Annotated in this window: 22 protein-coding genes and 2 pseudogenes; 12 read left to right on the top strand and 12 right to left on the bottom strand. The window is 45.4% G+C overall.

Features of this window, described 5'->3' with window-relative positions:
• From B5J94_RS02335 to B5J94_RS02320, 5 genes are all read left to right on the top strand, one after another.
• On the top strand, nt 1-782 hold a 782-nt coding region (locus B5J94_RS02335), incomplete at its 5' end, for an oligopeptide:H+ symporter (RefSeq protein WP_143821882.1).
• Nucleotides 783-1,319: 537 nt separating this feature from the next.
• On the top strand, nt 1,320-2,897 hold the full coding sequence (locus B5J94_RS02330) for a TolC family protein (protein ID WP_062498345.1): 1,578 nt from the start codon (nt 1,320-1,322) through the stop codon (nt 2,895-2,897).
• A gap of 179 nt (nt 2,898-3,076) precedes the next feature.
• Nucleotides 3,077-3,400, top strand: coding sequence for a hypothetical protein (locus B5J94_RS15085; RefSeq protein WP_062498344.1), 324 nt, complete (start codon nt 3,077-3,079; stop codon nt 3,398-3,400).
• A 24-nt stretch (nt 3,401-3,424) separates the two neighbouring features.
• On the top strand, nt 3,425-5,281 hold the full coding sequence (locus tag B5J94_RS02325) for an ATP-binding cassette domain-containing protein (RefSeq protein WP_062498343.1): 1,857 nt from the start codon (nt 3,425-3,427) through the stop codon (nt 5,279-5,281).
• A gap of 17 nt (nt 5,282-5,298) precedes the next feature.
• Complete coding sequence (locus tag B5J94_RS02320) at nt 5,299-6,465, top strand: HlyD family type I secretion periplasmic adaptor subunit (RefSeq protein WP_062498342.1); 1,167 nt, start codon at nt 5,299-5,301, stop codon at nt 6,463-6,465.
• 85 nt (nt 6,466-6,550) lie between these two features.
• On the opposite strand, the gene B5J94_RS02315 is transcribed toward B5J94_RS02320, so the two are convergent.
• Entirely contained in the window at nt 6,551-6,766 is a 216-nt protein-coding gene (locus tag B5J94_RS02315; RefSeq protein ID WP_062498341.1) for a hypothetical protein, read from the bottom strand.
• A 247-nt stretch (nt 6,767-7,013) separates the two neighbouring features.
• Between B5J94_RS02315 and B5J94_RS14645 the strand changes: the two are divergent.
• Both B5J94_RS14645 and B5J94_RS02310 read left to right on the top strand, forming a co-directional pair.
• Nucleotides 7,014-7,184: pseudogene (locus B5J94_RS14645) on the top strand (helix-turn-helix domain-containing protein); the annotation flags it as partial.
• A 39-nt stretch (nt 7,185-7,223) separates the two neighbouring features.
• Nucleotides 7,224-7,445, top strand: a complete 222-nt coding sequence (locus B5J94_RS02310; protein WP_079363908.1) for a hypothetical protein — start codon at nt 7,224-7,226, stop codon at nt 7,443-7,445.
• Between the two features lie 71 nt (nt 7,446-7,516).
• Here B5J94_RS02310 and B5J94_RS02305 read toward each other — a convergent pair whose 3' ends face one another.
• The 5 genes and pseudogenes from B5J94_RS02305 to aroE form a co-directional block, all read right to left on the bottom strand.
• Complete coding sequence (locus B5J94_RS02305; protein ID WP_062498339.1) at nt 7,517-8,266, bottom strand: glutathione peroxidase; 750 nt, start codon at nt 8,264-8,266, stop codon at nt 7,517-7,519.
• Nucleotides 8,267-8,297: 31 nt separating this feature from the next.
• Nucleotides 8,298-8,492 (bottom strand): hypothetical protein, encoded by a 195-nt coding sequence (locus tag B5J94_RS02300; RefSeq protein ID WP_062498338.1) that lies wholly within the window; start codon nt 8,490-8,492, stop codon nt 8,298-8,300.
• 294 nt (nt 8,493-8,786) lie between these two features.
• Nucleotides 8,787-9,623: an exodeoxyribonuclease III gene (locus B5J94_RS02295; protein WP_062498367.1), complete on the bottom strand. Its 837-nt coding sequence runs from the start codon at nt 9,621-9,623 to the stop codon at nt 8,787-8,789.
• A gap of 212 nt (nt 9,624-9,835) precedes the next feature.
• Nucleotides 9,836-11,656: pseudogene (locus B5J94_RS02290) on the bottom strand (acyl-CoA dehydrogenase C-terminal domain-containing protein).
• A 149-nt stretch (nt 11,657-11,805) separates the two neighbouring features.
• On the bottom strand, nt 11,806-12,597 hold the full coding sequence (aroE, locus tag B5J94_RS02285) for a shikimate dehydrogenase (protein ID WP_062498366.1): 792 nt from the start codon (nt 12,595-12,597) through the stop codon (nt 11,806-11,808).
• 129 nt (nt 12,598-12,726) lie between these two features.
• On the opposite strand from aroE, the gene B5J94_RS02280 reads away from it, so the two are divergent.
• Nucleotides 12,727-13,323 carry a hypothetical protein gene (locus B5J94_RS02280; protein ID WP_062498337.1) on the top strand — a complete coding sequence of 199 codons (597 nt, stop codon included), beginning with the start codon at nt 12,727-12,729 and terminating at the stop codon, nt 13,321-13,323.
• Between the two features lie 114 nt (nt 13,324-13,437).
• On the opposite strand, the gene B5J94_RS02275 is transcribed toward B5J94_RS02280, so the two are convergent.
• The 4 genes from B5J94_RS02275 to nhaA all read right to left on the bottom strand — a co-directional run bounded on the left by B5J94_RS02275 (nt 13,438) and on the right by nhaA (nt 16,896).
• Entirely contained in the window at nt 13,438-13,911 is a 474-nt protein-coding gene (locus tag B5J94_RS02275; RefSeq protein ID WP_062498336.1) for a DUF2799 domain-containing protein, read from the bottom strand.
• 226 nt (nt 13,912-14,137) lie between these two features.
• Entirely contained in the window at nt 14,138-14,587 is a 450-nt protein-coding gene (locus B5J94_RS02270; RefSeq protein ID WP_062501761.1) for an MliC family protein, read from the bottom strand.
• A gap of 478 nt (nt 14,588-15,065) precedes the next feature.
• A complete protein-coding gene (locus B5J94_RS02265; RefSeq protein ID WP_062499863.1) occupies nt 15,066-15,398 on the bottom strand; it encodes a hypothetical protein in 333 nt (110 codons plus the stop codon).
• Nucleotides 15,399-15,666: 268 nt separating this feature from the next.
• On the bottom strand, nt 15,667-16,896 hold the full coding sequence (nhaA, locus tag B5J94_RS02260) for a Na+/H+ antiporter NhaA (protein WP_062499865.1): 1,230 nt from the start codon (nt 16,894-16,896) through the stop codon (nt 15,667-15,669).
• Between the two features lie 836 nt (nt 16,897-17,732).
• Here nhaA and B5J94_RS02250 point away from each other — a divergent pair.
• Entirely contained in the window at nt 17,733-21,104 is a 3,372-nt protein-coding gene (locus tag B5J94_RS02250) for a S8 family serine peptidase (protein WP_062499869.1), read from the top strand.
• A 70-nt stretch (nt 21,105-21,174) separates the two neighbouring features.
• Here the strand turns inward: B5J94_RS02250 and B5J94_RS02245 are convergent, their stop codons facing one another.
• Entirely contained in the window at nt 21,175-22,455 is a 1,281-nt protein-coding gene (locus tag B5J94_RS02245) for a dicarboxylate/amino acid:cation symporter (RefSeq protein ID WP_062499871.1), read from the bottom strand.
• A 112-nt stretch (nt 22,456-22,567) separates the two neighbouring features.
• Between B5J94_RS02245 and B5J94_RS02240 the strand changes: the two genes are divergently transcribed.
• Nucleotides 22,568-23,317: a TSUP family transporter gene (locus B5J94_RS02240; protein ID WP_062499873.1), complete on the top strand. Its 750-nt coding sequence runs from the start codon at nt 22,568-22,570 to the stop codon at nt 23,315-23,317.
• Here B5J94_RS02240 and B5J94_RS02235 read toward each other — a convergent pair.
• Entirely contained in the window at nt 23,314-23,583 is a 270-nt protein-coding gene (locus B5J94_RS02235) for a hypothetical protein (RefSeq protein ID WP_062499875.1), read from the bottom strand. The two genes, B5J94_RS02240 and B5J94_RS02235, sit on opposite strands and share 4 nt — an antisense overlap.
• Nucleotides 23,584-24,000: 417 nt before the next feature.
• On the opposite strand from B5J94_RS02235, the gene coaBC reads away from it, so the two are divergent.
• Both coaBC and B5J94_RS02225 read left to right on the top strand, forming a co-directional pair.
• Nucleotides 24,001-25,224, top strand: coding sequence for a bifunctional phosphopantothenoylcysteine decarboxylase/phosphopantothenate--cysteine ligase CoaBC (gene coaBC, locus B5J94_RS02230; RefSeq protein ID WP_062501575.1), 1,224 nt, complete (start codon nt 24,001-24,003; stop codon nt 25,222-25,224).
• A gap of 43 nt (nt 25,225-25,267) precedes the next feature.
• A complete protein-coding gene (locus B5J94_RS02225; protein ID WP_062501573.1) occupies nt 25,268-26,026 on the top strand; it encodes a sulfite exporter TauE/SafE family protein in 759 nt (252 codons plus the stop codon).
• Nucleotides 26,027-26,124: the final 98 nt, after the last annotated feature.

Here is a 26,124-nt window from a genome sequence, read left to right as displayed (position 1 = left end):
TTGCCATAAAAAGCACCCCAAAGGTTAGTGTGTCTAACTTTTGGGGTGCGGTTCACATCGGGGCGTTATTTGCTTTTTTTGGGTGGGCGTTTTTGTCATCTCGCTTTGTTAAGGCAGAAAAAATGCGTCTGCTTGTCTGCTTTTTTCTCATCGTCGGAGCGTCTTTGTTCTGGTCAAGTTTTGAACAACAGCCTGCATCATTTAACCTATTTGCCGAGCGTTATACTGACCGCAGTTTGGGCGGTTTTAACATTCCAACGGTGTGGTTTCAGTCGCTAAACCCCATTTTTATCCTGCTCTTTGCCCCCTTGGTGAGCATGCTGTGGATAAAACTGGGCAAACGCCACAAAAACCCAAATAGCATGACAAAGTTTGCCCTAGGCATGCTACTGGCGTCGGTTGCTTTTGCCATCATGATTATGGCGAGCAAGATGATTGTGGCGGGCAGTGCCAGCGTGTCCATGATGTGGCTTGTCTCATCACTGCTTTTTTTGACCATCGCTGAGCTTTGTATCTCGCCTGTGGGCATGTCTAGCATGACCAAACTTGCCCCACAAGGCATGCAAGGGGTGATGATGGGGCTGTGGTACACGTCCATCTCGTTGGGCGGACTGATAGGCTCCATCTCAGGTGGCTATGTGTCGGCAGAGACGATAGGGGATTTGCCAAAGCTCTTTACGGCATTGACGGTCTTTTTGGTGGTCTGTGGGGTACTACTGTTGGTGCTTGCCAAACCCATCACAAACATGCTATCACAGACGGACAAAGATGCCACGGTCTAAAAGTCGCCCTTTATCCAAAATGTAGAGCATTTTTTGTCAAAATTTGCTATTATAGTGCTTAATTTTACCCAAATCTCAACTTATGCCAACCCATTTGCCAGCCTTGTTGGTCGGGCAGATGACGATATCCCATATTTTGGATGATGTTAGGGCGTGTTGAACATTGATAACATTTTTATAAAACAAGATAAAAATTTGACAATTTCAACCAATTTTGCATAAAAAATGGCTATCTGACCACTTAATTTAAAAACTTAATTTAAAAAAGTTAAGTAAAAAACTTAAAAATTTACCCGATTAAGTGGTCAGACAAGTTTTTCATAATAAAAACTTGTCTGATAGAAGACTCTCAGCTTTTGTTTTTTCCTTGAAAAACGGGAGATTTCCCTGATTTTTTAAACAGGCATTTTTCATGGCAAATACCAAAGGCAGACACGCCCTAGAACTGTCCAAATAAAATAACGCATAAAGTTGAACACGGTGTTTATGTTGGTATAATTTTTGCTTATTATTCATGATAAGTAATTGGACTTTTTGATGACTTTTCATAATCTAAAAAAATGCGTGCTTTTTGGGCTAGGACTGATGCCCACCTTTGTTTTAGCAAATATTAATCCGCTAGACTTGGATGCACTGCTACTTCGTGCCACGCAAACGCACCCCTTGGTCAATGCTGCCAAAGCTGATGAAATGGCGGCTGCCGAAGGCGTGCGTGCTGCCAAACTGGGCATGTTGCCGACCCCCACGATTAGTACAGGACATGACAAAAACGACGGACTGGTGAGCACTGTTGCCATTCGTCAGCCACTATGGACGGGCGGGCGATTGACAGCACAGATTAACCAAAGCATGTATGACAATAAAGCCGCCAATGCGTATGTCTTTGAACAGCAAAACACCGTTGCCAAAAACACCATTGACATCTGGCGGGGTTATATCTATGCCGTTGCCTTGCAGGAGCTGTATGCTGACAGTTTGGCACGCCTAAAAGAGTTTGAAGCGATGATGGAGCGTCGGGTGGCACAGGGCGTGTCGGCGAAGATTGAGCTGGATTTGGTCAAAAATCGCATTTATCAAGACCAAAACTCCCTACAAAATGCCATAGAACAAGAGCGGGTCGCTGCCGCCAGACTCTCACAGCTCATCGGCGAAGAGTTGGGCGATAAAAAATACAACATCACCATGAAGTCCTTAACGGACTACGCCAAAGCACAGTCGGTAAATTTTGAAACGCAGGTGTTTGGCAATGTGGGTAGTCATCATCCTAGTGTGGTGCGCCAGCATTTTCAAGTAGAAGCCGCCAAACAAGAAGCAAAAGCCCAAGCGGCAGGACGTTATCCCAACATCTACGCCCAGTACCAACACACCTTTGAGCATGAGAATAACGAAGATGATGGCGAGTTTTCGGTGGGCATGTCTTATGACCCAGGGGCGGGTTTTTCATCGCTTGCCTTGACCCGTGCTGCCAATGCTCGTGCCATGAGCCTAACTCAGACCCAAGAAGCGACACGGCGAACGGTCATGGAGAGCCTACAAACCCAGTACCAAGAGTTCGTTTCATCAAGAGACAGAGAGCAGTCTATTAAACTTGCCATCGATGGGGCAAAACTGGTGGTGGATTCGTATGGTCGCCAGTTCATCGCAGGGCGAAAATCATGGCTAGAAGTGCTAAATGCCGTGCGTGAACACACTCAGTATGAACAGCAACTGTTAGAAGTCCAAAGCCAAATGGTGGCAAGTTTTTATAAGCTACAAGTGGACTTTGGGGCGATGGATTGGCAGTCGGATTATCATGTCATTCATACACCCGTCAGCGAGTTTCGTCCTTATCGCACGTTTTTGGCGTGGCGTGAAACCAATGCTCAGCCAGCACCAAAGCTAAGTACTCCAATGGTTGATGACAGTTTTGTCAATCAGCAGGATTTGTGGATAGAGCCACCCCGCTTGGCAGATGAGATGGGCAATGAGATGGATGAAATCGATGAGATTCATTCATCAGATGCTCAGATGGAGCACATCATTGATGGCGAAGGCGTACAAATGGGCGAGCAAATCCAGCCTGTGGATGAACGTCGTTTTCCGACTGCTGATGACTTTAAACAAACAAATCAATAACTCAATCTTAACCATATAAAAAAACCGTTGTGTTAAACTTATCGTTTGACAGAATTAAGTTGCGGTATGTACTAACATCGACACATGTGGATGTATTTTAAACAAAGAGTGCCGTGATAGTTTTTACCTATATTTATCAAATATTGTCATGCCAAAGCGTGACAAGCCAAGGATAACTGATGTCGTTACACCAAACCACTGACAACCCCAATAACCAACAACTGCCAAAACAATACACCAACAATAACGCTTTGGGCGTGGCGGTATTTGAGCTGTTAAAAGATGTGGGCGTAACTGTGGATAAAAATCGCCTAGATACCGCACTTGTTCGTGTGTCAGGCTTTGATGATCATGAAGAGCGATTGACTCATTTGCTTGACATCTTGGGCATCTCTGATGAGCCAGATGTCATGGATGAGCCAGATGCTGCTTATATGCCCCTGCTTGCCCATCATCAAAAGTTGGGTTATGGTCGCATTGTACAAAAATACGGTCTAAGCTAGCTGTTTGAGAGTGTCGAAGGGCGAGTGAGCTGTCAGGGCTCGGATTTGGATTTTGTGGCAAAAATTCGTGTCTCGGACAAGCTGGTCGCTGAGAAAAAAGTCGGCTTTCACGAACTTTTGGTGCAAAATCTGACAGAGCATAAGCGTGTTGTGGTAGAAGCGGTTGTGGCATCTTTTATCATCAACCTGCTTGCCCTTGCTGTGTCGCTATTTTCCATGCAGGTCTATGACCGTGTCATTCCAACAAACAGCCAGTACACCTTGATTATCCTAGCATCGGGCGTGGGCTTGATGATTATTTTTGAAGCGATGATGAAATTTGCCCGCTCCAAGGTCATGGATAAGATGGTCATCGGTGTTGATGAGATATTATCAAGAAATATCTTTGAGCGACTGCTGGCGGTGCGTGTGGATAAGATGCCAAACTCGGTCGGTTCGCTGGCAGCTCAGCTTCGTGGCTATGAGCAGGTGCGTTCGTTTTTTACGGCAAGCACGCTGTTTACGCTTGTTGATATTCCGATGAGTATTTTGTTCATCATCTTGATTGCGGTCATCGGCTCGCCCATTGTTGCCATCATTCCGCTGATTGCTGCGGTGATTGGCATTGCATTGGGTCTGTCTAGCCGTAAAAAGATTGATAAAATCTCTGCCGAAAACGCCGCCGCATCCTATCTAAAAACAGGGATTTTGGTGGAGACGGTCGAAGGCATGGAGACCATCAAGGCAGGTTCTGGTAATTGGAAATTCTTATCTAAATGGCTAAATGTAACAGGCGAGACCATTGATAATGACCTAAAAATGCGTCATGCCAATGACAACCTAAATTATAGCGTACAAATGCTCCAACAAATCAGCTATGTGGGGATTGTCATTACAGGGGCATTTGTGGTGATGTCACAGGGCATGACCATCGGTGGCTTGATTGCTTGTACCATTTTGGGTGGTCGTATCCTTGCTCCCATCATGAACGCCCCAAACCTATTGGTACAGTATTCACACGCCAAAGCTGCCAAAGCCAACATCGAGCGACTCTTTGAACTAGAACAGGATAACAACGACGTCGCTCACCCACTTGCCCCATCTCGCATTCATGGCTGGTATCAGTGCCATAACATGACCTTTAATTATGCAGGCAATGAGCGGAACGCCCTAAATATTGAGCATTTGGACATCAAGGCAGGCGAGCGTGTGGCAATATTAGGCTCTATCGGCTCTGGCAAATCCACTTTATTAAAAATCCTATCAGGGTTATATATGCCCACAAGCGGTCATGTGCTGTTAGATGGGCTAGACATCGCTCATATCAGCCGTGAATCCATGAGTGAGCAGGTAGGTTATCTACAACAAGACCATCGTCTCTTTCAAGGAACGCTTCGTGAGAATTTACTGATTGGCATGCCTGCCCCATCTGATGATGTCATCAGACAAGAGTTGCATCGCACGGGGCTTATCCGCTTGGTGTCGGGGCATTCTAGTGGTTTAGATTTGCCCATCAGCGAAGGGGGCAAAGGTCTGTCAGGCGGACAAAAACAACTGGTTGCCTTTACTCGTTTGGTGCTGACCAAGCCATCGGTGTGGCTACTGGATGAACCGACAGCATCCATGGATAACATGCAAGAAAATCAGTGCTTGCAAGTGCTCTCCCAAGAACTCCAAGACCCCACCAAGACACTCATCGTCTCAACGCACAAGATGGGACTACTGGCTTTGGTCAATCGTATCATCATCATGGCAGATGGTAAAGTGGTCATGGATGGGCCTAAGCAGGCGGTATTATCACGACTTATCCAAAATGAACAAAATGCCAAAGATGCCATGAAAAAAGTGGAACAGGGCGATACCACACAAAGTATAGACATCAATCCTAATACACTCAATTAACCATAAAGGGAGATACTGTGAGTCAAAAAAACTATCAAAAAGCAAAATCACGCAGTAAGCCCAGCATAATCATTTGGGTGGCACTGGCAGTCATCATTGTTCTTATTACATGGGCATCATTTGCCAAGATTGACCAGGTTACCAGAGCTCAGGCGACTGTCATCGCATCTGACCGCACCCAAGAGATTCAGGCAACCGATAATGGCGTGGTATCAGAACTTTTGGTCAAAGAGGGCGATGATGTCAAAAAAGGCGATTTATTGGCGATATTAGAAGAAGAGCGTGCCAAAGCAGCACTGGACAATTCAGCAACCAAAGTAGCAGCACTGCGAGCAAGAGTAGCACGTTTGGAGGCGGAGATTTTTGACCGTCCATTAAATTTTCCAGAAGAGATACAAAAGTATGCCGAATACGTCCAAAACCAAACCGAGCTATACAATCGTCGCCGTCAAGCCATTACCCAAGATGTGGCATCATTACAAAAAATGCTAGAACTTGCCAAGCGAGAACTTGCCATGAACGAACCACTGCTGGCACATGGTGATGTCAGTCAGGCGGACGTGATCAGACTTCGCCGTCAAGTGGCAGACATTGAGGCACAGATTACCAACAAACGCAACAAATACTTTGAAGATGCTCAAACCGAGCTGACCAAAACCCAAGAAGAGCTAGAATCTGAGAGCGAACAGCTAAGAGACAGAGCTCAGGTACTAGAAGAAAAACGCCTATTTGCTCCTGTGGATGGTAAAGTGAATAATATCGCCGTAACGACCATTGGTGGTGTGGTGCGATCAGGCGATACCATCATGCAGCTGCTTCCGACCAGCAGTGATTTGGTGGTGGAGGCAAAGGTGAGACCTGTGGATATTGCCTATGTCAAAGAGGGACAGACTGCCAGTGTCAAATTGGATGCTTATGATTATTCTATCTTTGGGGCGATGAATGGCGAGGTTATCTATATCAGTCCAGACACGCTCATGGAGAAAACCCCACAAGGCGATAAACCCTATTATCGTGTGCAGATTCGCATAGAAGGGGCTCAGGTAGCGGCTCGTGAAGATGAGATTATCATCAAACCGGGCATGACCGCCAGTGTGGACATCAAGGCAATGGAACGCACGGTATTGTCTTATTTGACTAAGCCAATTACCAAGACATTGTCCGAAGGTTTGGGTGAGCGATAGCACTAAAAAACGTGGCTTTTGTGCCACGTTTTTTGAAAGTATTGAATATTAAAAATAGTAGTGTTGCCGTTTTTTTAAAAATTGTCTATTCACTAAGATTTTGTGAGCCATAACCACGTTCCTTTAAAACATTTGCGGCTGCGTATTTTTGAGCACCGTAACCATTTTTTAGCTTCTTTTTTAAAAACTCATCACTTTCATTGCGGTAATCTTCCGTATAAACTTTAATTTCTTGATGTAGTTTACTAGCATTATTGCCAGCCTGTATAATCAAATTGCCTATTGCTGAAAAAATCCCCATGACGTTATCCTAAATTTGAACAAAAATAAAACGACCATTGCCAAAGGTGGTTGCACCACAATTAGAACAATACCAGTAGTTTGGTCTTTTTTCATGCATCGTGTAGTTGCCACACGATGGACACTTTTTGCCTTTTGCCATAAATGTTCTCCTTAGAAATTGATTTATTGCCTACTTTGTATTATAATCAAAAAATAAAACCATCACCACTAACCATTTATTGAAAAATTCCACCAAAAGTTGATTTATGAAAACCCAAGACAAAATCCGAGCCATTCGCACCCAACAAAAAATCTCCCAAGAGCAAATGGCAGAACGTCTTGATTTGACCCCATAAGCTTACTCAAAAATAGAATCAGGCAAAACCAAATTAAGCCTAGACCGCATTCAACAAATCGCCCAAATTTTAAATATTGATGTTACCGAATTAATTCATAATAATGATAATGGTGTGTTTTTGTTGATTAATGAAAATTGTACCAATGAAAATTTAAACAATGGGGCAATTATTTATCATGGCAATCAACAATCTATCAACGAACAAGAATTAAAACATGATAATGAAAAAATGCAACTTATTATCACCCATAAAGATGAAATCATTGAACAATTAAAACAAGAAAACGCCTTATTAAAACAAATGCTCAATTTATTAAATACCCAACAAACCAATCAATAAACCCCACCAAACTTAACTAATAAAAAACGTGGCATTTGTGCCACGTTTTTGATATTTCTAATGGGTGCTAATTAGAGCACACACTCACCGCTCGTCAGATATTTTTCCAAATCCTCCGAACCGCCAATGTGCTTACCACCGACAAAGACCTGTGGCACGGTCTCATGCCCTGTCATGGCACGTACTGCTGTTGTGGTGATGTCACGCCCAAGCACCAGCTCCTCGTATGTTACGCCACGAGCTGTTAGAGCTTCTTTGGCTTTCATGCAAAACGGACAACCCTCTTTTGAGATGACCGCCACAGATGGCTTGTCTGCCCATTTAGGATTTAGGTATTTAATCATGGTGTCAGCATCTGAGACCTCAAAGGGGTCGCCGTCTTTTTGGGGTTCGTCAAAGATTTTGACAATCACGCCATCATCCACAAGCATGGAATAACGCCATGAACGTTTGCCAAAACCCAGCTTCTCTTTATCTACAAGTCGCCCCATGGCATCTGTGAATTCGCCATTACCATCTGGAATGATGGTAATGTTGGCACAGTCTTGGTCGTCTTGCCATGCGTTCATGACAAAGGTGTCATTGACCGACACGCAGATGATGTCATCCACACCCAATTTTTTAAATTCGCCATACAGTTCATTGTAGCGGGGCAGATGCATGGATGAGCAGGTTGGCGTAAATGCCCCTGGCAGGCTAAACAGCACGACTTTTTTGCCGTCAAACAGCTCATCAGTGGTAACATCAACCCACTCGCCGTCTTGACGGGTGTGAAAAGTTACATTTGGGACTTTTTGCCCAACCATCTCTTTAAATGCCATTGCATTTCTCCTAAAAAATAGATTGGTCTCATTATACAAAATTTTTGTGGATTTTGCCAATTTTGCAAGGTTTTTGGGCGGATATTGAGTTTGTGAATAAATTGTAATTGGCTTTGGCGTTGGGACGTTCATAAGTGAAAACACGGCTTGGCTCAATCTCGCCCTTGGCAATGGCTAGGGCTTCTTGGGCGGATGCATACAGTTCTTTGTAAAAATCATCGCTCATTTTTTCTCCCTGTAAAATTAACTTCAAAATAAACCCATTGGCGACAGGGTGCGTATCACGCACCAATAAGATTTTTCATTTAAAAGGTGCATGTTACGCAACCCTACAAAATCCTTATTAAAAAATATGGAGTTGGCGTGAATTGGTATTAATTTGCTATAATATAAAATTAAAACATAAAATTTGACATGTGGGGGTAAAAATATTCGCTCAAATCAAATGCCGTATTGGGACAAATATCATTTTCCCCAACGTTGTCTCAATTTTTTATTCTTAACTGAACAATGTACCTACCTACCCAATCACATAATCCACAACCACAGGGGCGTGGTCAGAATACCACGCATCACGATAGACCCATGCCCCCAGCGTACGAGCCATCCAGTCGGGTGAACAGACGTGATAATCTATACGCCAGCCCACGTTTTTGGCACGGGCTTGTCCACGATTTGACCACCATGAATAGATGTCGCTGTCATCTCGCACCATCCGAAATGTATCCACATAACCAAGCTCATCATAAATATGGTCAAGCCACGCCCGTTCATGGGGCAGACAGCCAGATGCTTTTTGGTTGCCCGACCAGTTTTTGATGTCAATGCGTTTATGCACGATATTATAATCGCCACAGATGATGATGGATTTATTGTCATCTCGCCAGCGTTTTAATATGGTTTTGTATTTTTCCAAAAATTCATCTTTGCGAGCCTGAGCATCATCACCTGATGAACCAGACGGCAAATACAAAGACGCAATGTGTACAGGCGTATCAAGACCCCATTCGCTTAGGTCAAACTGCCCACAAGTAAACCGCCCTTGCATGTCGGCAATGTCAAAGCCCAGCCCGTCCGTTGGGATAAAGGGCAATTTGCTATAAATCGCTGTGCCAGCATACCCTGCTCGCTCGGCAGGGAACAGATGAGCGTGATAGCCCACAGGCTTAAACTTATCCGTCCACTGCTCATGGGTTATCCGTGTCTCTTGCATACATATCACGTCTGCGTCCGACTTTGTGATAAAGTCAAATAAGCCCTTTTTCTCGGATGCTCTTAATCCATTGACATTAATAGATACCACTCTTAGGATACGCTTGTCGCCATGCTTGGCAACGTGGGCAGATTTGGGCGGTATGATGTCGTTGGGTTTGGGGTTTAGGGTGGTTGGGACTTGTGGGTTGGGGTGTAATGGGTTGATGTCGGTCATAGTGTCGTTTAATTAAAAGGTTTGCAAAAGGCAAATTTTACCACAAAGTGCCATGAATATTTTTGTAAATCATGATTGATAAAGCCAAACAAAAACCACCCAAATTGATGAGTGGTTTTTGATGATTTTTAAACTAATAATTAATCAATGATAAAATGCTCGATGTCCATATCGGTCATCACTTCACTTGGGGCGGTCATGCTGTCGGCAAGCCCATTGGTGCGTGGTAGGATTTTATCAAAATAAAACTCTGCCGTTTGGGTCTTGGCAAGGTAAAACTCACGGGGTTGTTCGCCACCATTTTTCATCTTGTCAAAGGCAATCGCCGCCATTCTCGCCCAGTGGTACGCCATCATCACATAGCCTGAGTACATGAGATAGTCCTCAGACGCTGCCGAGATAATCTCACGGTTTTTGCGTTTGGCGGTAATGGCAAGGCGACCAGTTAGGACGTTCCATTCGGCACACAGTTTGGTCAATGCCCAAACGTATTTACGCATCTCTTTGTCAAGGGCATAGTCGCCACACCACTTCATGATACCTGCGGTGTAGTCACGCACGACCTTGCCACCGCCTTGTAGTAGCACCTTACGACCGAGTAAGTCTAGGGCTTGTACGCCTGTCGTGCCTTCGTATAGCGTGCTGATACGGGCATCACGAGCGATTTGTTCCATGCCCCATTCTTTGATGTAGCCATGACCGCCAAAGATTTGCAAGCCGTTTTTCACGGATTCTTGGGCGATTTCGGTCAAAAAGCCTTTTAATACAGGCGTGAAAAAGCCCATTTTGTCTTCCCAATGTGCAATCTCTTTTTTGTCGCCACGCACGGTTGCATCCGCCAATTTGTCCGAATAACGCCCAACATGATAAATCATGCTTCTCGCCCCTTCGGTAAATGCCTTTTGGGTCAGTAGCAGACGGCGGACATCGGCGTGATAGTGAATGGCATCAGCTGGCTTATCAGGCTCTTTGATGCCAGATAAGGCACGCATAGAACGGCGTTCTTTGGCATAAGGCAGTGAGTTTTGGAAAGCAAGCTCCATGTGAGCCAAGCCTTGAATGCCAGTGCCGACACGGGCAGTGTTCATGTAGGTGAACATCGCTTTTAACCCTTTGTTTGGCTCGCCAATCAAGAACCCTGTGGCATTGTCAAAGTTAATCACGCACGTGGCGGACGCACTAATACCCATTTTATGCTCAATAGAGCCACAGCTCACGCCATTACGCTCGCCCATGTTGCCGTCATTGTCAAGCAAGAATTTTGGTACGATAAATAGCGAAATGCCTTAGGTGCCAGCAGGGGCGTCAGGCAGGCGTGCCAATACGATGTGTACGATGTTCTCGGTTAGGTCATGCTCGCCAGCACTGATGAAAATCTTAGAGCCGTTAATGGCATAAGTGCCATCATCGTTGGGCTTGGCGGACGTTTTCATTTGGTTTAGGTCAGTACCGCATTGGGCTTCGGTCAGACACATGGTGCCAGACCACTCGCCAGTAACGAGCTTGGGTAGGTATAGGTCTTTTTGCTCGGTCGTGCCGTACTCCAAAATGGTATTGACCGCCCCAAGCGATAGCCCTGGATACATGGCAAATGACCAGTTGGCGGTGCCAAGCATTTCTGATTTGATGAGATTGAGCGACATTGGCAGAGCCATACCGCCATACTGTTCAGGGTAGGCAATGCCTTGCCAGCCCCCTTGGGCGAACTGCTCGTAGGCTTCTTTAAAGCCTTTGGGCGTGGTAACTTCGCCGTCCTTAAAATGACAACCTTCGGCATCGCCTGACTGATACAGGGGGGCGATGACGTTTTCGGCTAAGTCGGCAAAACCTTCTAAAATCATGCCAACCGTTTCGCTGTCGGCATTTTTGCCATGCTCAAAGGTTTTATAGTGGCTTGGATAATCAAAGACTTCATTGATGAGAAATTTGATGTCCCGTAGGGGGGCTTTGTACGTTAGCATAAGACAGCTCCTTTGTGATAAAAATATGATAAGGGGAAATGTGTTAAAACATCATTTCCCTACTATACCTTATTTTGCGATTTATGCTAGGGGTTTTGTGTTAAAAATAACTATTTTTCATAAATTTTAATTATTTTTATAAAAATAAATTATAAATTCAGCACCACCTTATCCAAATCCACCGCCCGACCTGTCCATAGCTCAAACGATAAGCGAGCTTGATTAATAAGCATACCCATGCCGTCTATTTGTTTGGCGGTGCTAAAATGCTCCAAAAAAGCAGACGGTTTGCCATACATCATGTCATACGCCACATCAACCGACACACCGCCCAAATCCAGACTTTGCCCTGTGGTCGTGGCGGACGTGGCATTGATGATGACATCAAAATGCCCTGTCAGCTCGTCTAAACCATGGGCGTTGATAGTAATGCCCTGCACGGCGAAATCTTGGGCGAGCGTTTGGGCTTTGGCAAGTGTGCGATTAAACACCGACACCACCGCACCGCTTTGGATAAGCGGTAAAATTGCCCCTCGAGTCGCCCCACCCGCCCCGAGTATGACGACTTTTTTGCCGTGCAAATCCACGCCACGCCCCACCAAATCCGCCACCAGTCCCCGACCGTCCGTGTTGTCGCCGTAGAGTTTTCCGTCTTTTATGGCGAGTGTGTTTACTGCCCCTGCGTTTTTGGCGTATTCGCTTAATGTGCCGACATCTTGGCAAATGTCAAACGCCATTTCTTTAAAGGGCAACGTTACATTCGCCCCCACGCCACCGCCATGAAAAAAGGCTTCGACGACCGCCTTAAAACTATCAAAATCATCAGGGCAAAATTGGCGGTTGTAGCTGATGTCAAGCCCCACCTCACGAGCAAAGGCGGTGTGAATGGCAGGGCTTTTGGAATGACTAATGGGGTTGCCGATGACGATAAAATGGTGCATATCTTGTCCTGATGAATTTACAATAAAAACTGTTAAAATGACCCAAAAACGGCTACAATAACCGCCATTATTTTCCCACCATTTAACGGCTAACGCAAGCCATTTTACCATTTACCATTTATATCAGCCATGACCGACACCAATTCTGCCCCTGCCAAAAAATCCTTTAAAACCCCCATCATCTGGGCGGTCATCATCGCCTGTGCTTTGGCATTGGCGTTGTTTTTTCGTCCCGCCACGCACAAGGACGTGGTACAAGATGACGGCGAGCCAAAGGTTTATGAAAAAGTGGTCTATGACGTGGCAAATTGGCAAGCAAATCCTGCCATCGATGAGACAGGGCAGGGCAGGTTTGAGCGTGCCAAGACGCTGATAGCCCCCACTGCCACCAAGTCGGACGCCCTAGATTTTCATGGGGCTATGGCGGACAAATACAGCTACACATCAGGACACGAACCGCCCCTATATGTCATCGAGTCGGATAAGATCTTTGAGCTGGCATGGTACTACGCCCACCCCAAAGACAGCGATGCCATCAAGCAGGCAAGCCACGCCCACGCCCAAAAAGCCCATGCCCTAGCCACCGCCTTATATGGCGATGACGGCAAAGCGGTGTTGGAGCAGATGTTGTCAGAGCAAGCGATTGGGGCAGAACTGCTGCAAGGACATGGCATATTAAAAGCAGAATGTGCCAATTACACCTGCCAGCTTATCATGAAAAAATAGACAAATAAAAAGGTGTAGGGATACTTTTACATTATCTATGTTGTCATGAGTAACCATAGGTGTGTACCACGCACCGCTACTGGATTGACGTTTTAAAACCCACCCAAATCGCCTTTACCACCACCAATAAGGACGGTACGGATAGCCGTACCAACCGCCATAACCATAATGCATGCGAGTCATGCGTTCGCTCATCTGATGTTGCTCTAAGCCCATCATGTTGGCACGGTGTAGCTCTTCTAGGGTCTTACTGTCGCCGACATCGCACACGCCTTGTAGGGTGTAGCCCATTCGTCCCATGTTGTAGGCGTTGTCTATGGTGCAGTAGGATTTTAGCCCTGTTTGGCGACCTTGCTCCCATAACGCTCGGTCAGGCGTGGCAAGCCCTTGGCAGGTTTTGGCGTGGCGTAATATCTCTTGACTGCTTGCCCCACGCAGACCGTCAGCACGCCCTACCTGTTCCCAGTTGGCGGACGAGCAGTCGGCTTGTTTTAATGTGGCGGTCGTGGTACAGCCTGTGAGTGCGAGCACGGGTAGGGCGATGAGTAGGAATGCTTTTTTTATGATAGGTTTTGTGATAGGTTTCATGACGGATTGCCTTTTATGATTAGGGCGTGCCTGCCTTTTGTATTTGCAATGAAAAACAAGATTTAGCCATTTTTCATGCAAAAACGATTAGTTTATTTCTAAAATATTTCTATATTGTAAGTAGTGTTATAAAGGGCAGACACGTCTTGATTAAAAAAACGCACAAGCATGGCTTATGCGTTTTATTTAGCCTTATTTGGCTAAGACAAGCCAACTTATCTATAAATCAGTGGGCGTGGTTGTGCATGGGGCGAGTGCTTTCGCATTTTAGGCTGTACACCGTGCCATCAGCAGTGGTTATGTCCAACACACCAAATTTGTTTTTGGTGTGCCATTCGTATTTTGAATTGGGATTGACGCCATTCACAAACAGCATGCCCGATGCAGAAGGGGCACGTCTTAGCTCGACATCAGCACCATTTAGGCTTAGGCTAGGGGCGGTGATGTTAAGCAGAGCTTGCTTGGTGTCAGGGTTATAGTTAGCAACGATGTTGGCATCTTGGTCGCAGGTATAGGTTCTTGGTATGATGCCGTGATGATGCTTTTTGCCATGTTTGTGGGTGTGTTTGCCGTGCATTTCTTGGGGTTTGGGCTGATCGACGGTTTGGCTGTTATTTGTGGCACAGCCTGTCAATACCAAGGCGCCCACCGCAGTAGCAATCAATAATTTTTGCATGACAATCTCCTTAAAAGATAAAGAACACTAGGGCGTGCTGAATATTGATATTTGCAATGAAAAATATCTGTTAAAAAAAGCAGGGGAGCCACCCGTTTTTCAAGGAAAAAAAACAAAGGCTGTGAGTTTTCTATCAGACAAGTTTTTATTATGAAAAACAATCCGATCATCTAATTTTAAAAAATTAAGTTAAAATCTAAAAATTTACATGATTTTAAGTGGCTGGATAGCCATTTTTTATGCAAAAATTAATTTAAAATGTTAAGTTTTTAACTTATTTTATAAAAATGCCATCAATGGTAGGCACACCCTAAAATAAAATCAGTTATCATTTAAATGATGCACTTATTATACACTTATTATAAATGAAATTCCATTGCCGTGTGTAACAAATTTTTTTCAAGATAATGGCAAACTTGTAAAAAACTTTAACACAACTTTTATCGTAAAAAATGGTGTGATAAAAGGTGGGTGTGTCCTAATCAACCAAATACACCACGTTATCGCCGTCTTTTTTGATGATGTTGTTAAGCTCTAAACGCTTGATGATGTCATCAATGTCAGCACTTTGACCGCCCCGAAAGCTAACAATCGCTTCCAAAAACGTCCGTAGGGCAGGCAGGCGATTGGGCTTGCTTTTTAGTACCCGCTCCAAACAATAATCATAATCGGCAGATGGTGGCAGTTTGTCGGTAGGAGCAGATGATGGACTCGGGGAGAGCATGAGTTGCCCAAGCAGATGATGAGCCAGTTTTAGTTTGTCCGTATCAGACAAGGCGGATGCCAAATCAAGGACGGTGCGATAAGACATGGAAGTTTCCTTAAATCATGGGGATGATAATAATGGCACTGGTGGATGATGAAGCTGGTTTATTGTATGACAAACACAGGTAAATGAAAAGAGCGGATGACAAAAAGCGGACATGTTGCCCGCTTTTTGTTTTTGGTGTGATTGGGGTGTGCCTGCCTTTTGTATTTGCAATGAAAAATGAGATTTAGCCATTTTTCATGCAAAAACAGGTAGTTTATTTCCAAAATATTTCTAAATTTTAAATTGTATTATAAAGGGTAGGCATGCCCTAATGTTTGGGCGGTTCTCCAACACCCAGATACATCTCGTCGTTTTTGGCGAGTGTGGGGTGATCAGCGTCCTTGATGTTGGCACGCAAGATAAGATAGCCCACGATGCCCGAGATAAGCGAACCCAAGATAATGCCCAAACGTGGGTCATAATCATCAGGAATACCGCCAAAGGCAAGCCCTGAGATAAAGAGCGACATGGTAAAGCCGATACCGCAAAGCAGGGACACGCCATAGATTTGCATAAAGGTTGTGCCTGTGGGCAGTTTGGCAAGTCCTAACTTGACGACCAAAAACACAGGAATCATCACGCCAATCTGCTTACCGATAAACAGACTTAGGGCGATACCCATTGGCACGCCATGCATGAGCTCGCCCATGTTGGTGCCAGCTAATGAAATGCCTGCATTGGCAAAGGCAAATAGGGGCAGGATACCAAAGGCAACGGTGTTATGTAAGTCGTGTTCTAGCTCTTCTAGGGGTGAATGCTCGGGGTCGGCATTATTTTTTAAAGGAATAAAAAACGCCAAAAGCACGCCTGCCAAGGTCGCATGCACGCCTGATTTTAACATGGCAGCCCATAAGATGACCCCGATGAGCAAGTAGGGTGTTAGGCGGGTGACGTTTAAGCGGTTTAATAGGAACAAAAATGGCAAGCACACCGCTGCCACACCCAGTGAGAATAACGACAGCTCGGACGTGTAGAATAAGGCAATGATGATAATCGCTCCGATGTCATCAAAGATGGCGATGGATACCAAAAACACTTTTAGGGCATTGGGGACTTTGTTGCCGAGCAAGCTAAGCACGCCAATGGCAAAGGCGATGTCTGTGGCGGCAGGGATTGCCCAGCCTTTTAGAGCTTCGCTGTCACCGTGATTTAGCCCATAATAGACCAAAGCAGGGGCGACCATGCCACCGATGGCACAGATGGCAGGCAGGACGATTTGTTTGATGTCTGACAGCTCGCCGATTAGGGCTTCACGCTTTAGCTCAAGTCCCACCAAAAAGAAAAAGACTGCCATCAGACCGTCATTAATCCAATGATGAGCATCTTTGGCAATCTCAAACTGACCAATCTGCACCACCACAGGGGCGTGAATAAAGGCGTTGTACAGCTCGTATAATGGCGAGTTGGCGACTATCATGGCAAGCACAGCAGCAAAGGCAAGGACGATGCCCCCGGCTGCTTCTAGCTCAAAAAAGGATTTTATGCGACTCATCGGCATGATTATCTTTTCCTATAAATGAATAAACAAAACCCACAACTATAAAAAATAGTTATAAATAAAAATTAACTAATCTTGTGAATATATCACAAAAATTAATAATACGAAAGCGGTTTTGTGATTATTTGTGTAAGTTTTCTTTCTGTGGGTTTGCCAAATGCAAGCAGTGGCGTGATGGTAAGTGCATGGATTTTGGTGTTTAGATGGGAATGATTCGGATGAAATGGTGTATGCCTTACAAGACGAAAAAGCACTACGATTTTCGCATTAAAATTCAATTTTGTTGGCTGTATTTTTGAATGATTGTTTATGGGATGTGCCTACCATTGATAATGTTTGTTGGCATTTCAAGGATTGCCAACAAACATTTATTTGCAATAAATCATTAATTTGATGTGATGGTATCACAAAATAGGATTGCTCATTTATGTATAATATTTCACAAAACATAATATACTGTCTGTATAATAACATATTGTTAATTATTGTAAAAAATAAACAGTTGTTTATTTAAAAAAATAATTATAAAAATCAAATAATTAAAACATTATTTGTAAACACAATATTATATCATTTGGCAAGCACTAGACAATAAGTTGCTATTAATTTACAATTTGCAAAACTTATAGTAAGATAAGTTTTCTTTTACCGATTTTGTAGTACAAATGTTTCACTGCGGTAAATGACAGTGTATTTGAATGTTTTAACTTCATTGTTTATGATGGATAAACTTCGGTAATGCCCTAGTATCTTGATGGATTGGGGTTTGGTGCCAAGGTTATTCTTGTTAGCCATCACTGATGTTTTTATCATAAACACAAACACAAGGGTGTAATATGTCATTACAAACACAACCTGCCAAAAAAGGGTTTTACGCCAAGCCCTTGACCGTGGCTTGTATGGTTGCTATCGGCACAAATAGTGTCGCAGGCTACGCTGAGACGGGTGCACAGGCACAGTCAGCCAGCTCCGAGAGAGTGAAGGTAAGTAGTTATCTGTATAACTACTATTGGGATTTGATTAATCGTCGTTATTATAATCCAGCCCCAACACCAGCCCCAGCTCCAACGCCCATTCCTGCTCCTGTCAGACCAGCACCAGCCCCCGTTGCTCCCATGCCAACGCCTGCTCCTACGCCAGCACCTGTGGAGTCAACTGTCTCTGGTCGTTATGTGGCTCCTGTTGCATCATCAGAAGTCAAAAGAAATAATTACACAAGACAAGTGCAATCCCACCTAAAACGCAGCCAACCTGCACCAAGTGCTGGTACTCGCACAGGTTATAGTGTCATGGATACGTCAAACAACTCTGACTTGACGTCCAAATTCTATGGTGCCACCGAAGATGGCTATGCCCAGCGTCTAGATAATCTAAAAAATACCATCGATACTCGCCGTGCCAAAGTGGGCGTGATTGATACGGGTATTAACCGCTTTAATCGAGACATGGTCGGTGCCAATGTTCATGATACGCAGGTCAAATGTGTCTCGGCAGGACGTTCTAGTTGTTATGACCCGCACAATGACTCGGGAATTGTTGAGACGTCAACCACGTCTGCCAGTGGCGACCATGGCAACCAGATGGCTGCTGTTATCGCAGGTAACAACGGCATGACCAATGCCAAAATCTATGGTAGTGACAGTATCGACCGTGGCTCAAACGGTGGCAACCAGTTCTTGATGATGCGTAAACTCAACCAAGACCATGGCGTTAAGATTTTTAACAACTCATGGGGTTCGGATAACTCTGACCGTTGGTTCTACGATGCTCAGCGACTCAACTATGACCCCAATACAGGCAACATCTACCCAAATCGTTACAGAACAAGCATTACCAATGCTGAGGTAACTCTGCCTGTCATTCATGACCTTATCATGAATCGTGACGCCCTTATCATCAAGGCGACAGGTAACGAGGGTCTTAATGATGCACATGATGAGAACTTAGCACCGCTCATGAACAGCGAGTTCAAAAAAGGCTTCATCACCGTATCATCACCACGAGAAGATTTTAATCAAGCCAATGACTGTGGTCGTACCGCTGAGTGGTGCGTATCGGCAACATCGTCCACCGAAAACTATGCCAACAACGGCAGACTGAGCAACTACAAAGGCACATCGCCTGCCACTGCTCGTGTGGCAGGGACGGCAGTGCTGGTGCAATCAGCTTATCCTTGGATGAAAAATGAGAACATCTCTCAAACTATTTTAGGTACGGCTAAGGACTTCTCAGAAATCACCGCCAATTCACCAAATGGCTACAAAGGACTCAGACGTGTGAGCCGTCTGCCATCAGGCTATTATGGCAGATATTATACAGACAACCGAGGTAATCTATACATCCCCGGCGACACCCCATGGGAAAACCGTCAAATCATCGCAAACCATAATGGTAAAAACATCACGTGGCAAGATGGTTGGGGGCTACTAGACCCAGAAGCTGCTGCTAAGGGTTATGGTGGTTTTTACTGGGACAACGTAGAGCTTGACACCCAAGGCACGCCTTTATCTGTATTCTACAATGACCTAAAAGGCGACAAAGGCTTTACCAAAAAAGGTGCTGGTAAACTGGTATTTACTGGTAATAACAGCTATAAAGGTAACTCTATCATCGAGGGCGGTTCATTAGAAATCAATGGTAACAATGGTGGTTCTACCATGGTTGTCAAAGGTGGTGAGCTGACAGGTCATGGTAGTGTTGCCAATGTACACCAAACAGGTGGCTGGGTAAATAACGAAGGTAATCTACGCATCAGAGGTAACTATAATATCAACACCAATCGTGGTGCAGATGCTGGTCTAAAAGCCCAGTTTGGCAACATGATTACCGTTGATGGCAAAGCAAGACTCGGTGGTACTCTAAACTTAACAGGCGAGACCAAAGATGGCATCATCAGCCAATCAGGCAGTCGCAGTACTGTTTTGCGTGCCAAGCAAGGTCTTGAAAACCGCTTTGACAGCCATCGTTCAAGCAACCCCTTGTTTGAGGTTACCAAGGTTGAGTACACCCCAGAGGTGGACAGAAATGGCAGAGTGGTGGGTAACTCACGTGTGAACAACGACGTACAAGTAACCGCCAGACGTCTAAGTGCAGGCAATGTTGTTTATGGCATTGGCATGAATAATAGCGGTAGCCGTGTTGCCCAAAACCTAGATAAAGTGCTAAACGACCTTGATGAAAAACAAGCAGTTCAAGGCTCATTAACCAGCGATGAAAAACGCTTTGCCAACCAAGTGTTTAGTAGTTTTGAGAATATGAGTGCCGACTATGGCAACAACACAGCCAGTCCCATGCTGTCTGTGGTAAGCACCAACCAAGAGCTATATAAGCTAGACCCAACATTCTATGCTGACAGTGCATTAAATGTGGTAGAAGACAGTGCTGTTCACGCCACTGACTTTGGTAAGCGTCTAAAAGATGGTAGAAATGTTTGGGGTTCGGTCAGTCACCATGATTATGATGTGGACATGGCTCACGCCACCAGCGAGCGTAAGGGCAACACCTATACCGTTGGTGCCAGCACTCAGACTGCGAACGATGTTAGTGTCGGTGCTCAGCTTGATGTCAGCGACCTTGACCTAAAAGAATCAGTTTATGGCATTAGCAATAAAACCCAAACTGACAGCATTGGTCTGACCGTGGGTGCATCCAAAAATGTTGGTGATGCTTATGTGTCAGGCTGGGTAAAAGGGGCTAAGGTTGAGACCAAAGCCAGCCGTGCCGAGATGACCGATGACATCAAGTATGATGGTAAGCTATATGGCGTGGGTATCCAAGTGGGTAAAAACATCGATACCGCATCGGGCGTGAGCGTACAGCCTTATGCCTTTGCCAACCATCAAAAATACAAAAATGATGGCGACATCAACGATGGCATGAACATCATCACCGACATCAGTGCCAAGCAAACTCAGGTGGGTGTTGGTACGGATGTGGCATTCCAAGCAACCCCTGCCCTACAACTAACCGCAGGTGTGCAAGTGGCTCACGCTGTTAGCCGTGATACCAGCCTAGATACTCGCTATGTTGGCACAGCAACAGATGTACAATATGGTACTTGGGATACTGACAAAACCAAATGGTCAGCCAAAGTGGGTGCAAACTACAATGTAACGCCAAACAGTCAAGTAGGTCTAAACTACAGCTACACAGGTAGTGGCGATTCAGATGCTTCTCAGGTGGGTGTGAGCTTCACCAGTAAGTTCTAATTCATTAATAAGGTAATAAAAAACAGCACAATTTCGGTTGTGCTGTTTTTTTGTTTTTAAATCTTAACAATCAAGAATCCCACATTTCTTTGTCCAAAGCCTTTTCTTGCTTGGCAACGGTTGCCACCCCTGTGATGTCGCCCACGACATTTAGGGCGGTGCGACCCATATCAAGCAAGGCATCAATGCCCAAAATCATGCCATAGGCAATCGCCACCGCCGAGCCAGCTTCCACAGGTAGACCAATGGATTCTAGTACCATAAGGAGCATAATCGCCCCCGCCCCTGGCACACCTGCCGTACCAATTGCCCCAAGCACGGCAGTCATCGTGATGGTCAGCATTTGCGAGCCGTCAAGCGGTACGCCCACCGCATTGGCAATAAAAATCGCACACACGCCAAGATACACGGTCGTGCCGTCCATGTTCATCGTAGAGCCGACAGGCAAGCCAAAGCTATAAATGTTCTTGGGAATGCCCATGCTTTGTGATGCTTGGATGGACACAGGCAAGGTTGCCCCCGATGAGCGGGTTACAAAGGCAGTGATAAAGGCGGGGCGAGCTTTTTTCAAAAAGATAAGTGGGGAGAGTTTCATCAACGCACAAATCACGCAGTACACAAGGGCGATTTGTAAGGCAAAACCAACATAAACAGTTGCCGTAACGCTTGCCAAGGAGCCAAAAGCGGTTGCCCCATTTTTTGAAAAAACAATAAAAATCAACGCAAACACGCCAATCGGAGCGTACTGCATGACCCAGCCGACAATCTTAAACATCGCTTGGCTAACCCCGTCCACAAAATAAAACACCGTGTCCGAGCTTTTTTTGATATTTTCATCATCGCTATCACGCCCAAAGGCAAGGGCAATGCCAAATACCAAACAAAAGAAAATCATGGGCAACACCTGACCGCTACTAATCACGCCGATTGGGTTGGTGGGGACGATTTCAAGCAGGATTTGAAGCATGCTTGGGGCTTCGGCAGTTTTGCCTTCGCTTGCGGTGTCGGCGATGAGTTCTAGCCCTAAACCGGGGTTAAAGAGCTTGCCCACGCCAAGCCCGATGATGATGGCAAAAATGGACGTAATGGTGTAATAAATGAGCGTTTTTATGCCGATACGCCCAAGCTGGGCAGGCGTGATTGAGCTTGCCCCCACGATGAGCGTGGACGCAATGACGGGAATGACTATCATCTTTAACAGACGAATGAACAGCTCGCCAATGGGTGATAAAATGCTAATGGCGGTTTGGGCATTTTGAAAAATGATACCGCAGATTGAGCCTAGGATTAAGCCGATTAGGATTCTTAATAATAAGTTTGGCTTAAAATACCATGAAAAAAGTTTTGACATAACAAGTCCTATGATGTACAAAAGCATGATTTTTAACAAAAACACATCATTTTAACATAAATTTACAAAAGCCAATCATTTTTTGTTAAAATAAGAATTTTGGGCTAATGACATGGAACTCACCATACAGCTTATCTCCATACTCTTTTTTGTAGCGTTGTTTGCAGGGTTTATTGATGCCATGGCAGGCGGGGGTGGACTTTTGACCATTCCTGCCTTGCTTTTGACGGGCATGAATCCTGTGGCGGTGCTTGCCACCAATAAATTACAAGCCTGTGCAGGGTCGTTCTCGGCAAGTGTTACGATGATAAAAAAGGGGCTAATCCACCCCAAGATGATGAAAGTTGCCTTGATTATGGCATTTGTGGGTTCTGCGGTGGGGACGGTGCTGGTGCAATTGTCGCCCCCTGATTTTTTGCAAAAGGCATTGCCCTTTGTCATCGGAGCGGTGGGGGTGTATACGCTGTTTAGTCCCAATTTGGGCAAATTAGAGACCACGCCCAAAATGAGCCAAAAGCTGTATGAACGGACGGTTGCTCCACTTATCGGACTGTATGACGGCTATTTTGGGCCGGGGACGGGGACGTTTTTTAGTCTGTCGCAAGTCGTGCTTCGTGGGCGTGATTTGGTACAGGCTACCGCACGAGCCAAGCTGTTGAATTTTGCCACCAACATTGCGTCTTTGATTTTCTTTGTTTTAGGCGGTCAAGTGGTGTGGGTTGTGGGGCTTGTTATGATGACAGGGCAACTTATCGGAGCGTATCTGGGCTCGCACATGGTCGTCAAGAGCGGGGCAAAATTTATCCGCCCTGTGATTGTGGTGGTGTGCTTTTGTATGGTGGCAAAACTTTTGTGGGGTTAGAGCCTGTCAATCTCATCGGGCGACAAATTGGTATATTGGGCGATTTTGTCGGTGGGTTCGCCAGAGCTTTTCATGAGTTTGGCAATTTGTATAATACCTTCTTTTTTGCCTTGCTCATGCAGATAGCTGTCGGTTGCCAAATTATCACGGTAAGTTTTTAGGCTGTATTGATATTTTTGCCATTCTTCATGGGTCAAATTGGCAAGTTCGGCAATTTTAAAGGCTTCTTGAAAAATGGCATTGTCATTAAATGCGGTCGGTATCATTTGTAAATCCTTTAAAGTTTTGAAATAAAATGATTTTTTTGGATAAATAGCTTATTTAATATTTTTTAAAATTGCATAGATGCACCCAAGAAACTTTAAAATTACCACAAATACAATGATGTTTGGGTGTAGGGGCGTGCTGTGCACGCCTATAAAAATTGGCATGTTATCAAAGGACGTGCGGAGCCAATCTCTACAAGCCTGTGATAAATATCAAATTCGTTGGGTGTATGTAGGGGCAAACACAACGCCCAAAAACCAATATCTCATCAAGGGCAAATATAATTTGCCCTTATAACACCATAAATTACCCTTTTATCATTTTAAAATAGCAACCCCACTTTGGCAAGTCTTTTGGGGTGTGGCGTGGGATTTGTGGTACAATAGCCCATTTTATTTTGATAATTTAAGATTGCCATGACCCACCCCAAAATCCTACTTGCCATAACAGGCGGTATCTCCGCCTACAAATCCGCTGTCCTTGCTCGCTTGCTGATAAAAGCAGGTTGCAGTGTGCGTGTGATGATGACGGACGGGGCGTGCGAGTTTATCACACCTTTGAGTCTGCAAGCCTTAACAGGCAACGAAGTTCACACCAAACTACTAGACGATGAAGCCGAACGTGGCATGGGGCATATTGAACTTGCCAAATGGGCGGACATGGTCGTCATCGCCCCTGCCAGTGCCAACACGATTGGCAAGCTCGCCCACGGACTTGCCGATAACCTTGTAACCACCGTCGCCCTTGCCACCACCGCCCCCATTGTCATCGTCCCTGCCATGAATCAGGCGATGTATGCCCATGCCATTGTCCAAGACAACCTTGCCAAACTTGCCCGTTTTGGCTACACCGTGCTGACCCCCGACAGCGGTGAGCAGGCGTGTGGCGATGTGGGGGCGGGGCGACTGCCTGAGCCTGATGATTTGTGCGAGCGGATTTTGACACTCCTTGCCAAACGCCAAACGCCCCAAACCTTACACGGCAAAAAAGTCATCATCACCTCAGGGGCGACCATTGAAGCCATTGACCCTGTGCGATTTTTGTCCAACCATTCCACTGGCAAAATGGGCTTTGCCATTGCTCGGGCGTGCGTGAACGCAGGGGCGGACGTTACGCTAGTTGCAGGGCGAGCGGTGCATTTGCCGACCCCCTTTGGGGCAAAACGGCTGACAGTCGGTACGGCTGATGAAATGCTTACCACTTGTCAGTCGGTGATGACGGACAACAGCGACACCATTTTTATCGCCACCGCTGCCGTGGCGGATTATAAGGTTAAGAGTATCGCCACCCAAAAAATCAAAAAAACGTCCGACCAAGACGGCTTGACCTTAGAGCTTATCAAAAACCCCGACATTTTGGCAACGATGAGCCACACCTTCCCAAAAGCGGTCATGGTAGGCTTTGCTGCCGAAACCCAAGACACCGAAAATTATGCCCGCACCAAACTTACCGCCAAAAACCTAGACATGATAGCCGTCAATGACGTCTCGGACAAAAGCATCGGCTTTGGTTCGGACAACAACGCCATGACGGTGTTTTTTGCCGAGCGGTATGGCAAGGATAAAGTGGTGCTAGATAAGGCAAGTAAAGACAGCATTGCCAAAAGTTTGGTGGAGTGTGTGGTAGGGATTTTGCCTTGACGCCCACCACCAATTCCCCAAAAAATAAAAGGCAAAAGGATTGATGAAATTTGAACTTTGGCTAATTCCCCTATTTCTTATCGCAAGCGTATTGCACGGCATTGCAGGCATGGGCTTTCCGCTTATCACGATTGGGGCGTTATCAGGCGTATATGGACTGACGAACGCCATTATCCTTGTGCTGGTGCCAACCGCCACGCTCAATCTTATCGCTTGGCTTGGCGGACGTGGCGGGGCGTGGCATAACTTGTGTTTTTATCTTAAAAAATACTGGCTACTTGTTACGGTGTCCGTGCTAGGCTCGGCACTCGGGGCGTATTTGCTCCTTGTGGTGAACTCGGCATATCTTATGCTTGCCCTTAGTGCCGTTGTGCTGTGGTACGCCATAACAAGCCTTATGGGTAAAAAAATCGTCCTACCCAACACCGCTCTATCCCTTGTTAGCATTGGCTTTGTGGCAGGGGTGGTTGGCGGTGCGACCAACGCCATGTCGTCCGTGTTACTGATGTATCTACTCTCCATGACGGACGATAAGGGCACGATTATCAAGGTTGGCAATCTGTGCTATTTTGTCAATAAACTTGTGCAAGTCATTGTTTTAAAAGACATTATCTTAGCGGTAGAGCCGTCCACTTGGGGGCTTATCATCGCCTTGACCGTGCTGTCTGTGGTCGGTATCGTCATCGGAGCAAAACTTGGCAAACGCCTACCGTCCGACAAATTCCGCACGCTTATCCTATGGGTACTTATCGGACTTGGGATTAAGGTTGGTTGGCAGGGGTTGCAGGGGATTTGGTTGTAATGTATTGATTTTTATAAAATACTTGACTTTTTAAAAAAAGTAGTATAATTACAAGTATGGTTTTTTAATTCAGTCATATAGGGCAAAAAACAGCTACT

The sequence above is a fragment of the Moraxella lacunata genome (assembly GCF_002027545.1).
Lineage (GTDB): Bacteria > Pseudomonadota > Gammaproteobacteria > Pseudomonadales > Moraxellaceae > Moraxella > Moraxella lacunata.
The sequence above is the reverse complement of the archived record's forward strand: the minus strand, read 5'-3'. Positions and strand labels throughout refer to the sequence as shown.